11 protein-coding genes and 2 tRNA genes are annotated in these 11,532 nt (G+C 54.1%); 10 read left to right on the forward strand and 3 right to left on the reverse strand.

All coding sequences use genetic code 11. From position 1 onward, the window contains the following. Positions 1 to 29 precede the first annotated feature (29 nt). The 4 genes from nagB-II (at position 30) to nagP (ending at position 4,966) form a co-directional block, all read left to right on the forward strand. Positions 30 to 1,028, forward strand: coding sequence for a glucosamine-6-phosphate deaminase NagB-II (gene nagB-II, locus STH12_RS02350; RefSeq protein WP_126166075.1), 999 nt, complete (start codon positions 30 to 32; stop codon positions 1,026 to 1,028). Between the two features lie 19 nt (positions 1,029 to 1,047). Next, complete coding sequence (gene nagA / locus STH12_RS02355; protein ID WP_126166076.1) at positions 1,048 to 2,181, forward strand: N-acetylglucosamine-6-phosphate deacetylase; 1,134 nt, start codon at positions 1,048 to 1,050, stop codon at positions 2,179 to 2,181. A gap of 109 nt (positions 2,182 to 2,290) precedes the next feature. Further along, complete coding sequence (gene nagX / locus STH12_RS02360; RefSeq protein ID WP_126166077.1) at positions 2,291 to 3,427, forward strand: transmembrane glucosamine N-acetyltransferase NagX; 1,137 nt, start codon at positions 2,291 to 2,293, stop codon at positions 3,425 to 3,427. 234 nt (positions 3,428 to 3,661) lie between these two features. Beyond that, positions 3,662 to 4,966: an N-acetylglucosamine MFS transporter NagP gene (gene nagP / locus STH12_RS02365; RefSeq protein ID WP_174234564.1), complete on the forward strand. Its 1,305-nt coding sequence runs from the start codon at positions 3,662 to 3,664 to the stop codon at positions 4,964 to 4,966. 215 nt (positions 4,967 to 5,181) lie between these two features. Here the strand turns inward: nagP and STH12_RS02370 are convergent. Both STH12_RS02370 and STH12_RS02375 read right to left on the reverse strand, forming a co-directional pair. After that, positions 5,182 to 5,257: transfer RNA gene (locus STH12_RS02370), tRNA-Thr, on the reverse strand. A gap of 8 nt (positions 5,258 to 5,265) precedes the next feature. Then, positions 5,266 to 5,341 (reverse strand) — tRNA-Phe (locus STH12_RS02375). A gap of 370 nt (positions 5,342 to 5,711) precedes the next feature. Between STH12_RS02375 and STH12_RS02380 the strand changes: the two genes are divergently transcribed. The 3 genes from STH12_RS02380 (at position 5,712) to greA (ending at position 7,485) form a co-directional block, all read left to right on the forward strand. Next, a complete protein-coding gene (locus tag STH12_RS02380) occupies positions 5,712 to 6,257 on the forward strand; it encodes a cytochrome b (protein ID WP_126166079.1) in 546 nt (181 codons plus the stop codon). A 2-nt stretch (positions 6,258 to 6,259) separates the two neighbouring features. After that, complete coding sequence (locus STH12_RS02385) at positions 6,260 to 6,832, forward strand: YceI family protein (RefSeq protein ID WP_126166080.1); 573 nt, start codon at positions 6,260 to 6,262, stop codon at positions 6,830 to 6,832. Positions 6,833 to 7,008: 176 nt separating this feature from the next. Further along, positions 7,009 to 7,485 carry a transcription elongation factor GreA gene (gene greA, locus STH12_RS02390; RefSeq protein WP_126166081.1) on the forward strand — a complete coding sequence of 159 codons (477 nt, stop codon included), beginning with the start codon at positions 7,009 to 7,011 and terminating at the stop codon, positions 7,483 to 7,485. A gap of 76 nt (positions 7,486 to 7,561) precedes the next feature. Here the strand turns inward: greA and yhbY are convergent, their stop codons facing one another. Then, positions 7,562 to 7,861, reverse strand: a complete 300-nt coding sequence (gene yhbY / locus STH12_RS02395) for a ribosome assembly RNA-binding protein YhbY (protein WP_126166082.1) — start codon at positions 7,859 to 7,861, stop codon at positions 7,562 to 7,564. A 90-nt stretch (positions 7,862 to 7,951) separates the two neighbouring features. On the opposite strand from yhbY, the gene rlmE reads away from it, so the two are divergent. From rlmE to folP, 3 genes are all read left to right on the forward strand, one after another. Beyond that, a complete protein-coding gene (gene rlmE, locus STH12_RS02400) occupies positions 7,952 to 8,581 on the forward strand; it encodes a 23S rRNA (uridine(2552)-2'-O)-methyltransferase RlmE (protein WP_126166083.1) in 630 nt (209 codons plus the stop codon). 45 nt (positions 8,582 to 8,626) lie between these two features. Further along, positions 8,627 to 10,576: an ATP-dependent zinc metalloprotease FtsH gene (ftsH, locus tag STH12_RS02405; RefSeq protein ID WP_126166084.1), complete on the forward strand. Its 1,950-nt coding sequence runs from the start codon at positions 8,627 to 8,629 to the stop codon at positions 10,574 to 10,576. Positions 10,577 to 10,644: 68 nt separating this feature from the next. Continuing rightward, positions 10,645 to 11,484, forward strand: a complete 840-nt coding sequence (gene folP, locus STH12_RS02410) for a dihydropteroate synthase (RefSeq protein ID WP_126166085.1) — start codon at positions 10,645 to 10,647, stop codon at positions 11,482 to 11,484. The last annotated feature ends 48 nt before the right edge of the window (positions 11,485 to 11,532 follow it).

Raw genomic sequence — 11,532 nt, forward strand, 5'->3', positions numbered from 1 at the left:
CCACTATTTCCAGACTTAAGGTGACACAGATGACCAATACCATCATGGAGCAGGAAGCCCGCACGGCTCCCGCCAAAATCGCGGCCCAGCTGGCTGCCAACGCTCAGATCACTGCCGAGCTCGGCGCCAAGCTGCGGGAACTGAACCCCCGCTTCGTGATGATTGTGGGTCGTGGCAGCTCCGATCACGCCGGCGTGTTCGGTAAGTACCTGTTCGAAATCGAAACCGGCGTACCTACCTTTGCCGCCGCACCTTCTGTTGCCAGCGTGTACGGTAAGTCGCTGAAACTCGAAGGCGCTCTGGTGATTGTGATCTCCCAGTCCGGTCGCAGCCCTGATATTCTTGCCCAGGCCCGTATGGCTAAAAACGCCGGTGCCTTCTGTGTGGCCTTGGTGAACGATGAGTCTGCGCCTATCAAAGACATAGTGGATGTGGTTCTGCCGCTGCGCGCCGATGAAGAAAAAGCCGTTGCTGCCACCAAGAGCTACCTGTGCACCCTGTCTGCGCTTATCCAACTGGCGGCTGCCTGGACCCAGAGTGAGTCACTGGTGAAGGCTGTTGAGACCATGCCTGCCGCGCTGGAAGCCGCTGTAAATGCCGAGCCTCAACTGACTGCCGAAGGCATTGGCGCCGTGCGTAACCTGGTGGTACTGGGGCGTGGTCTTGGCTATGCCGTCTCCAAAGAGATTGCTCTGAAGCTTAAAGAAGTCTGCTCTATCCACGCTGAAGCCTTTTCCAGTGCCGAATTCCTCCACGGCCCTGTGACCCTGGTTGAGAAGAAGCTGACCATTGTGGATGTGTGCGTGGGCGATGAGTCTTATGCCAGCCACATCGAGCAGATTGAGAACGTCAGCAGCCGCGGTGCCGATTTGGTTCACCTGAACCAAACCTCCACCGACATCCACCCGCGGGTGGCGCCACTTGCACTGCTGCAACGCTTCTACATTGATGTGGCCGCCGTAGCCGTTGCCCGTGGCATTGACCCGGATGCACCGGCAGGCCTGAAAAAGGTTACCCAGACCCTGTAATTTATTGCCCGGAGCGCGCATGAAAACGACCCTTATCGCCGAGCGCCTGTTTGATGGCGAGCAGTTTCACCACAATGTGCCTGTGACTGTGGAAGATGGCCTGGTGCTGGCCCTCGACACCGTAGCTGGCAGCGCCGAGGTGAAATTGCAGGGCACCCTGGTGCCTGGTTTTATCGATGTGCAGGTCAATGGTGGCGGCGGTGTGCTCTTTAACGACACCCCAACTGTGGCTGCTATTGAAGCCATAGGCGCCGCCCATGCCCGCTTTGGTACCACAGGGTATTTGCCGACGCTCATTACCGATGGGGTTGAGACCATGGCCCGCGCCGCCGATGCGGCAGCAGCAGCTATCGCCAAAGGCTCCACCGGCGTGCTTGGGGTTCACTTTGAAGGGCCGCATCTGTCGGTACCCAAAAAAGGTGTGCATCCCGAGTCGCACATTCGCCGCATCGGCGATCGCGAGCTGGAGATTTTTGCCCGTCAGGATCTGGGACTGAAGGTTGTAACCCTGGCTCCTGAGAATGTGTCACCCGAGGTCATCCGCGCTTTGGTGGAAACCGGGGTTAAGGTCTGTTTGGGTCACTCCAATGCAGATTACGCCACTACGGTCGCCGCGCTCGAAGCTGGTGCCAGCGGTTTTACCCACCTTTATAATGCCATGTCGGCACTCACTTCCCGTGAGCCAGGCGTGGTTGGCGCTGCCATCGACAGCGATGATGCCTGGTGTGGCTTGATTGTTGATGGTCACCACGTGCATTCAGCGGCGGCCCGTATTGCCATCAAAGCCAAGCCCCGCGGTAAGGTGATGTTGGTGACCGATGCCATGCCGCCCGTGGGGATGGATGAAAACGCCAGCTTTGAGCTGTTTGGTATCCAGGTAGTGCGTCAGGGCGACAAGCTCAATGCCCTGACCGGCGAGTTGGCCGGCTGCGTGCTGGACATGGCCGGTGCGGTGCAAAATACTGTCGACATGTTGGGGCTGCCGCAGGCGGAAGCCATTCGCATGGCGTCACTCTATCCCGCCGCGTTCCTTGGCATCGACAACAGGGTGGGGACCCTGGCTGTCGGTAAGCAAGCCGATATGGTACTGCTCGATGATAACGGCCGTTGCCGTGGTACCTGGATTGGCGGCAAGCAGGTGTTTGGTCTGTGATCCACACTTGACGACTACCGGCCCTGGCGGAGTAAGCTCCTCCGGGGCCTGTTTTTATCTGCAACAAACTGAAAAACAAAAAAACATAACAAAAACAAAGGATAAAAAGATGCAAGCAACACAGACCAAGGCCGGCAAGCCGAGGTTAATGTCACTCGATGCCTTGAGGGGCTTCGATATGTTCTGGATCCTCGGTGGAGAGAAGCTGTTTATTGCACTCTTCGCTCTCACTGGTTGGTCGTTCTGGCAGCTTGCCGATGCCGAAATGCACCACAGTCAGTGGCATGGTTTTACCTTCTACGATTTGATTTTCCCCCTGTTTATTTTCCTATCCGGTGTAGCTTTGGGGCTGTCGCCCAAACGTCTCGATAAGTTGCCGCCTGCCGAGCGCAATCCGATTTATCGTCATGCGGTTAAGCGTCTGTTTCTGCTGTTGGCCCTGGGCGTGCTTTATAACCACGGCTGGGGTGCTGGTATCCCGGCTCATCCAGAAGAGGTGCGCTATGCCAGTGTGCTGGGTCGCATCGCCTTTGCCTGGTTCTTTGCCGCGCTTTTGGTATGGCACAGCAGTCTTCGCACTCAGATAGTGGCGGCCGTGGCGATTTTACTCGGCTACGCCGCGATTCAGTTGTGGCTGCCAGTACCGGGTGGTCAGGCTGGGGTGCTGACCCCCGCCGGCTCCATCAATGCCTGGGTAGATACCCATTTCCTGCCGGGGATCACCTATCAACACCGTCCTTACGATCCAGAAGGCATTCTTTCCACTTTGCCTGCCATAGTGAATGCGCTGATGGGCGTATTCGTTGGCCGCTTTATTGCGAAGCCACACCCCAAGGGTGACTGGGCCAAGGCGGCGATTTTGGCCGGGGCAGGGGTGTTGGCACTGGTGCTCGGCTGGGGGCTTAATCCGCTATTGCCGGTGAACAAAGATTTGTGGACCTCAAGCTTTGTACTGGTGACCACCGGCTGGAGCTTGCTGTTCCTCGCTCTCTTTTATGTGGTGGTGGATTTGCTCGGTGCCAAACGACTGGCATTCCCCTTTGTGGTGATTGGAGTTAACTCCATCATTATTTATCTGGCGTCCAGCCTGATGAACTGGGATTACCTCAGTAAGAGCCTCTTTGGCGGACTTATCAATGTGTTACCTCTGCCTGCTCAGGCGTTGGCGGCAGCTATCGGCTTTTTGCTGGTGCAGTGGGCGTTGCTTTACTGGATGTACCGCAAAGGCATATTCATCCGGATTTAAGTCAGGGGTGTTAGCCTGCCGGCGCTCAGGGGCGCCTCAGGCGGCCTTGTTAATCGCATTTTAATAAAATGACAGCGTTGTCTTTTTAGGTGTTGTGATTTAACATCAGTTAAACATTGATGGAGAAAACCGGTTTTCCTGGCTTCTAACCCTAAGGGGCGGGATAAACCGACTGGTCAGCCGATGTCAGCCAGCCTGATGTCACAACATTAATTACTATAAGAAAGCAGGCTTATGGAAATGACTCTTAAAAGTGAAAGTAAACGTAGCAGCGTTATCCCGATGGCGATTGTCGCGGGGCTATTTTTCATTCTTGGGTTTGCCACCTGGTTAAATGGCTCTTTGATGCCGTACCTTAAGCAGATCCTTCAACTGACCCCGTTCCAGGCTTCACTCATTCTGTTCTCCTTCTATATTGCCGTGACCTTTACCGCACTGCCTTCCGCGTGGGTGATCCGTAAAGTGGGTTACAAAACCGGTATGGCGATGGGGATGGGGATCATGATGATCGCCGGGTTGCTGTTTATTCCAGCGGCCAAAACGCAAATATTCGGACTGTTCCTGTTTGCTCAGCTGGTGATGGGCGCTGGCCAAACCTTACTGCAAACTGCTGTTAACCCTTATGTGGTGCGCATTGGCCCTGAAGAGTCTGCTGCGGCCCGCGTCAGTGTGATGGGTATTTTGAATAAAGGCGCTGGTGTTATCGCACCTTTGGTGTTTACCGCGCTGATCCTGGACTCGTTTAAAGACCGCGTGGGTACCGAACTTAGTGCCGCTCAAATCGATGAAATGGCCAATGGCCTGGTGATCCCTTATCTGGGCATGGCATTGTTTATCGGTTTCCTTGCCATTTTGGTCAAGAAGTCCCCGCTGCCAGAACTCGAAAGTGAAGAGCAGGACGAAGAGCACAACAAAGGTCAGATCCGTGAAGCCCTGTCTCATCCAAATCTGGCTCTGGGTGTGGTAGCACTGTTTTTCTACGTTGCCGTGGAAGTGATTGCCGGTGACACCATTGGTACCTTCGCGCTCTCTCTGGGCGTTGAAAACTACGGTGTGATGACTTCTTACACCATGGTTTGTATGGTGCTGGGTTACACCCTGGGTATCCTGACTATCCCTCGCTTTATTTCTCAGCCGACCGCACTGATGGTCTCTGCGATTCTGGGGATATTGCTGACACTGGGGATCCTGTTTGGTGACAACAGCTCCTATGCGATTGCCAATGCGGTATTGGTGCCTTTTGGTGGTGCCATGCTGCCAGACACTCTGCTGCTGATCGCTTTCCTCGGTTTGGCTAACGCCATTGTATGGCCGGCAGTATGGCCTCTGGCGCTGTCTGGCATGGGCAAGTTGACCAGCACAGGCTCTGCGCTGTTGGTGATGGGGATTGCCGGTGGTGCTTTCGGTCCGCTGTTCTGGGGACTGACCAGCCAGGCATCGTCGCTTGGCCAGCAAGGTGGCTATATGGTCATGTTGCCATGCTATCTGTTTATCCTGTTCTATGCCGTGAAAGGCCATAAGATGCGCAGCTGGAAGTAACAGTCCGATGTGTTGATGCAGATAAAAAAGGAGGCTCAGGCCTCCTTTTTTTGTGCCTGAAACTTTGTGCTTGAAATTGATGCCGGCAACTCATCCATCTCTCGATGATTTGAATGAATCGTCATGGTCTGAGCAAAGGTTTCAGGAAGGGGCGGGGCAAAGGGGGGCATCAAAACGAAAAAAGCCACTCGTTTGAGTGGCTTCTACTACTTTTTTGGTGCCGGCACCAAGAGTCGAACTCGGGACCTACTGATTACAAGTCAGTTGCTCTACCAACTGAGCTATGCCGGCCTGAAAGGTGGTGCCCGAACCCGGAATCGAACCAGGGACACGCGGATTTTCAATCCGCTGCTCTACCAACTGAGCTATTCGGGCAACTAAACTGAGTGTTAGTCGTCTACTTCAGACCGGGTTGTTGTGCCCGTCTCGTCTGGAGTGCGCGTATAATATAGCGGTCATTTTTTTCCTGCAAGCGCTTTTTCCGCAGATTCTGTGCGTCTGGCCAGTTATTCGCCAAAGTGCCGTGAAATGGCGCTTTTCTGCCGATTTAACCAGCAAATTGGCTGGGTTGGCGGCCATATACCTCCTAAAGCTCAGTGTTTACCTGGCCCATCCATGCTGTTTTCGGTGCTGTTTGCTTCACTTTTCTAAAAAATCGAACCGTATTGGCGATTTTTAGCGATTTTCTTTTTCAATGCACGCCGTAAGATGATAACCATTCTCGTTAACTCGCTTTGGTGATCATATGTGGCGAAATCGTTCTTCCGGATATGGTTGGTTTGCCATAGGTATCCACTGGCTGATGGCACTGCTGATATTGGGGCTGTTTGCACTGGGCCTGTGGATGGTGGAACTCACCTATTACAGCCCCTGGTACAAGACAGCGCCTTTTTGGCACAAGGGCCTCGGCGTTCTGATGTTTGTACTCTTGCTGCTGAGACTGGCCGTACGAGTAACAAGTACGTCTCCCAAAGCATTCGGCAACGCGCTTGAACAGATGGCCGCCAGGTTTACTCATCTGCTGCTTTACCTGTTGCCGCTGGCACTGGTGTTCAGTGGCTATTTGATTTCCACCGCCGATGGCAGGCCGCTGGATGTGTTTGGTCTGGTGTCGGTTCCGGCTTTGATGACCTTTGAGGGGCAGGAAGATTTTGCCGGGGATCTACATGCACTGCTCGCCTGGTCGTTGATTGGCCTGGTGGCTCTGCATGCGCTGGCGGCCCTCAAACACCACCTGATTGATAAAGACACCACCTTATTACGTATTTTAAGACCGCAAAAGGAAGCTTAACCATGAAAAAGACACTGATCTCTGCGCTGCTCGCCAGCACTGTGATGACTGCCCCGGCCTTTGCCGCTGACTATGTGATTGACAGCCAGGGCGCCCACGCGTCTATCCATTTTAAAGTGAATCACCTGGGCTACAGCTTTGTTGTAGGGCGCTTCAATGATTTTGGCGGTGAATTCAGCTTTGACGCCAAATCTCCTGAAACCGCTAAAGTAAAGGTGAAGGTTAACACCCAGAGTCTGGACTCGAACCACGCCGAGCGTGACAAACACCTAAAGAGTGCCGACTTTATCAATGCAGGCAAATACAGTGAGGCTGTGTTTGAGTCGTCCTCAGTAACGGCCGGCGCCGATGGCAAATTGCAAATCAGCGGTAACTTCACCTTAAATGGTGTGACCAAGCCGCTGGTTATCGACGCCGTAGCCGTGGGTGAGGGCACCGATCCCTGGGGTGGATACCGTGCGGGCTTCACCGGCACAACCAGCTTTGCCCTTAAGGACTACAACATTAACTATGATTTGGGCCCAGCCTCGACCCACGTGACCCTGGACCTGGTGGTGGAAGGCGTTCGCAAGTAAGGCTTACACTTTTCCCCCTACTTATGTACGCCCCGCAAGGGGCGTTTTTCATGGGGAATTGTCGTGCATCGGGCACGGATTTCAGGGTACACTAGCGCCAATTTCACGCATCGTTTTCCTGTGCTGGTTTGATACCGGCATCAGGTTGCTTTTGTTTTAAGGAGACGAAAGACACTATGAATAAGGTGCCTATGACGGTGGTTGGAGCCGAGCAGCTCCGTAAAGAACTGGACTTTTTGAAGTTCGACCGTCGCCCTAAAATCACTGAAGCCATTGCCGCGGCAAGGGAGCTTGGCGATCTTAAGGAAAACGCCGAATATCACGCTGCCCGTGAAGAGCAGGGGATCTGTGAAGCCCGCATCCGTGATATCGAAGGCAAGTTGTCCAACGCGCAAATCATCGATGTGACCAAGATGCCCAACACTGGCCGCATCATTTTTGGCACCACAGTGACCATTTTGAACCTGGATACTGATGCCGAAGTGACTTACCGCATCGTGGGTGATGATGAAGCCAATATCAAAGAAAACCTGATTTCGGTGAACTCGCCTATTGCCCGAGGTCTGATTGGCAAAAACCTGGGGGATGAAGTGAATATCACGACCCCGGCAGGTGTGACTGCCTACGAAGTGGTGGAAGTGGAATACATCTGATTTCTGCTGCCATCAAACAAAAAAGCCGCTTTTCAGCGGCTTTTTTGTTGATTCTCTCACGCGAGAGGGCGAAAGATTAACGCGCCTTTGGCAGGCCAATCTTTTGCTCTTCGGACTGGCGATACAGCACCAGCACGTGACCGATAAGCTGTACTTTGGCAGCCTGGGTTTCACGTACAATGGCGTCAACGATGGCGAGTTTCATTTCGCGATCGCTGGTAGCCACTTTCACCTTGATAAGTTCGTGGTGATTCAGGGCTCCGTCGATTTCAGCCAGCACTCCCTCGGTCAGGCCATTGGCCCCGAGCAGCACCACCGGCTTTAAATCGTGCGCCAGTCCTTTGAGATGCTGTTTCTGTTTGGTCGTCAGGTTCATTTCTACCAACTTTTGCTGAGTTACTGTTGAAAGTTGGGTATTCTACCCTTATATAGCCCTTGTGTAACTCTCATTTGTCGCGGATTTTTAATGACAGCTAAAAAACGTTCTGCCAGCTCCACCCGGTGGATGCAGGAGCATTTCGATGATCACTATGTGAAATTGGCCCAAAAACGGGGCTTACGTTCCCGCGCCGCTTTCAAACTGGAAGAACTGCAGGAAAAGGATCATCTGATTAAACCCGGCATGACAGTGGTGGATTTGGGTGCAGCCCCCGGTGGCTGGTCCCAGGTGGCTGTCAAACTTGTGGGTGATAGGGGCAAGGTTGTTGCCTGTGATATTCTGCCGATGGATCCCATCGTTGGGGTAGACTTCCTGCAGGGCGATTTCCGTGAAGATGCGGTACTCGAAGCCCTCCTTGAACGGGTGGGTGACGATAAAGTAGATGTGGTGTTGTCTGATATGGCACCCAACATGAGTGGTACTGGTGGTGTTGATCAGCCCCGGGCCATGTATCTGGTGGAACTGGCGCTGGACATGTGCCATCAGGTATTGGCGCCCAACGGCAGCTTTGCCGTTAAAGTCTTTCAGGGGGAGGGCTTTGACGAATACATGAAAGCGGTCAAAGAGGCGTTCAAGGTCGTCAAAACACGTAAACCGGACTCATCGCGGGCGCGTTCCCGTGAAGTCTATCTGGTGGCAACAGGGTACAAGTTGTAGTACCCTGAGGCTTAGCTTCGCAAGACTGTAAAGAGGCCTACTAACTTGAGTGATATGGCAAAAAATCTCATTCTCTGGGTCGTCATCGCCGTTGTGCTGATGTCGGTGTTCCAGGGCTATTCCCCCTCTTCTTCGTCATCGCAGAAGATGGATTACTCCACCTTCCTGGACGATGTTCGTTCCGGCCAAATCGCCACGGTCGAAATCAAAAGCGACCAACGCACTATCGAAGGGCAGAAACGCAGTGGTGAAAAGTTCACTACTATCATGCCCATGTACGATCAGGATCTGATTAACGACCTCGATCGCAAAGGCGTGACCATGAAGGGCGAAGAAGCGCAGGAATCCAGTTTCCTGACCCAAATCTTCATCTCCTGGTTCCCGATGCTGCTGCTGATTGGGGTGTGGATCTTCTTTATGCGTCAGATGCAGGGCGGTGGCGGCAAAGGCGCTATGTCCTTTGGCAAAAGCAAAGCCAAGCTGATGAGTGAAGACCAGATTAAAACCACCTTCGCAGACGTGGCTGGCTGTGATGAAGCCAAAGAAGAAGTGAAGGAAATGGTGGACTACCTGCGTGACCCAACCAAGTTCCAGAAACTGGGTGGTCGCATTCCTACCGGCGTGCTGATGGTAGGTCCTCCAGGTACAGGTAAAACCCTGCTGGCCAAGGCCATTGCCGGTGAAGCCAAGGTGCCATTCTTTACCATTTCCGGTTCTGACTTCGTGGAAATGTTCGTCGGTGTGGGTGCATCCCGCGTGCGCGACATGTTCGACCAGGCCAAGAAGTCCGCGCCTTGTATCATCTTTATCGACGAAATCGATGCCGTGGGCCGTCAGCGCGGTGCAGGTCTCGGTGGTGGTCACGATGAGCGTGAGCAGACCCTAAACCAGATGCTGGTTGAGATGGATGGCTTTGAAGGTAACGAAGGTATTATCGTTATTGCCGCGACCAACCGTCCGGACGTGCTGGACGCGGCGCTGTTGCGTCCAGGCCGTTTCGACCGTCAGGTTGTTGTGGGTCTGCCAGATGTTCGTGGCCGTGAGCAAATTCTGAAAGTGCATATGCGCAAAGTGCCACTGGCAGAAGACGTGAAAGCGAGCGTAATTGCCCGTGGTACGCCTGGCTTCTCAGGTGCCGATTTGGCCAACCTGGTCAACGAAGCAGCGCTGTTTGCCGCCCGCGGTAACCGCCGCGTGGTAAGCATGGAAGAGTTTGAGCGTGCCAAAGACAAAATCATGATGGGCGCCGAGCGCCGCTCCATGGTGATGTCGGAAGCCGAAAAAGAAATGACCGCCTACCACGAAGCTGGTCACGCCATTGTGGGTTATCTGGTGCCTGAGCACGACCCTGTGCACAAGGTGACCATTATTCCCCGTGGTCGCGCGCTGGGTGTAACCTTCTTCTTGCCCGAGGCGGATGCTGTCAGTCAGAGTCGCCGTAAACTTGAGAGTAAAATCTCGGTTGCCTACGGTGGTCGTCTGGCCGAAGAGCTTATCTACGGCACCGAGCAGGTCTCTACCGGCGCCTCTCAGGACATCAAGTATGCCACGTCTATCGCCCGTAACATGGTGACCCAGTGGGGCTTCTCCGACAAGCTTGGCCCGCTGCTCTATGCCGATGAAGAAGGCGAAGTGTTCCTCGGCCGCTCTATGGCCAAGGCCAAGCACATGTCCGACGAAACGGCTGCGCTTATCGACGCCGAAGTGAAAGTCATCATCGACCGTAACTATGAGCGTGCCAATCAGCTACTGGTTGATAACATGGACATCCTGCATGCCATGAAAGACGCGCTGATGAAGTACGAGACTATCGACTCCCGTCAGATTGAAGATTTGATGGAGCGCCGTGAAGTGCGTATGCCTGCCGACTGGCAGAAAGACGAGCAAAATGGCGACAAAGGCGATAAGGGTAACAAAGGTGTTGAGGCTGCCTCAGAAGATGAAGCCGCCAAGCCGACGGACCTGAATCCCGACGAGCCTGTGACCAAACACTGATGCTGTCGCAGGATTGATGTAATAAAAGAAAACCCCGGTCTCGGGGTTTTCTTGTTTGAGGAGAGCACGTGTTCACGCTTACAGCCAGGGACAAAACCCTCGTTCTGAGTCGCCCGGTGGTGATGGGCATCCTGAATGTCACCCCTGACTCTTTTTCCGATGGCGGCCGATTCGCCGCGATTGAGTCGGCATGCGATCATGCCGATCAGCTGGTACAGCAAGGCGCGGGCATTATCGACATTGGCGGCGAGTCCACCCGGCCAGGGGCCGCCGAGGTGTCGCTTGATGAGGAGCTTTGCCGGGTCATTCCGCTGGTGGAATATGTTGCCCGCACCCACGATGTGTGGGTGTCCGTGGATACCAGCAAAGCCGAGGTGATGCGGGAAGCTGCCCTAGCGGGTGCCCATCTGATTAATGATGTGCGGGCGTTACAGGAGCCTGGTGCTCTGGCCGCCGCGGCCGCCACTGGTTTGCCGGTGTGTCTGATGCACATGCAAGGTCAGCCGCGCACCATGCAGCACAGTCCACAATATGACAATCTGATTGATGATGTGTGTTCGTTTTTTGAACATCGGATTGCCGCCTGTGTTGACGCCGGGATCCCACAGGCGCAGATTATCCTTGATCCTGGTTTTGGATTCGGCAAAACCCTGGCGCACAATTATGAGCTGCTCGCCCGATTTGCAGCCTTTGAGCGCTTTGGCTTGCCGTTATTGGCGGGACTGTCCCGCAAGAGTATGTTTGGCAATCTGCTTGGCCGCGATGCGACCTCACGTCTCGCGGGCAGCCTGGCCGGCGCTATGCTGGCCGCCCAGCAGGGAGCCAATATCATTCGGGTTCACGATGTTGCCGAGACTGTCGATGTACTTAAGGTACTCGAGGCAACCGGAGCCTATGACAAGCTGTGACACAGGATGTGACAGCATAAGAAAGTTGAAGTCCTGCAAGGACCAGAG

This window comes from Shewanella khirikhana, from assembly GCF_003957745.1.
In the GTDB taxonomy this organism is placed as follows: domain Bacteria; phylum Pseudomonadota; class Gammaproteobacteria; order Enterobacterales; family Shewanellaceae; genus Shewanella; species Shewanella khirikhana.

Bases quoted from the DNA above. Each gene is read 5' to 3' on its own strand.
- STH12_RS02380 (WP_126166079.1), top strand. From the start codon at position 5,712: ATGTGGCGAAATCGTTCTTCCGGATATGGTTGGTTTGCCATAGGTATC.
- nagX (WP_126166077.1), top strand. From the start codon at position 2,291: ATGCAAGCAACACAGACCAAGGCCGGCAAGCCGAGGTTAATGTCACTC.
- nagP (WP_174234564.1), top strand. From the start codon at position 3,662: ATGGAAATGACTCTTAAAAGTGAAAGTAAACGTAGCAGCGTTATCCCG.
- yhbY (WP_126166082.1), bottom strand. From the start codon at position 7,861: ATGAACCTGACGACCAAACAGAAACAGCATCTCAAAGGACTGGCGCAC.
- STH12_RS02385 (WP_126166080.1), top strand. From the start codon at position 6,260: ATGAAAAAGACACTGATCTCTGCGCTGCTCGCCAGCACTGTGATGACT.
- nagB-II (WP_126166075.1), top strand. From the start codon at position 30: ATGACCAATACCATCATGGAGCAGGAAGCCCGCACGGCTCCCGCCAAA.
- rlmE (WP_126166083.1), top strand. From the start codon at position 7,952: ATGACAGCTAAAAAACGTTCTGCCAGCTCCACCCGGTGGATGCAGGAG.
- nagA (WP_126166076.1), top strand. From the start codon at position 1,048: ATGAAAACGACCCTTATCGCCGAGCGCCTGTTTGATGGCGAGCAGTTT.
- greA (WP_126166081.1), top strand. From the start codon at position 7,009: ATGAATAAGGTGCCTATGACGGTGGTTGGAGCCGAGCAGCTCCGTAAA.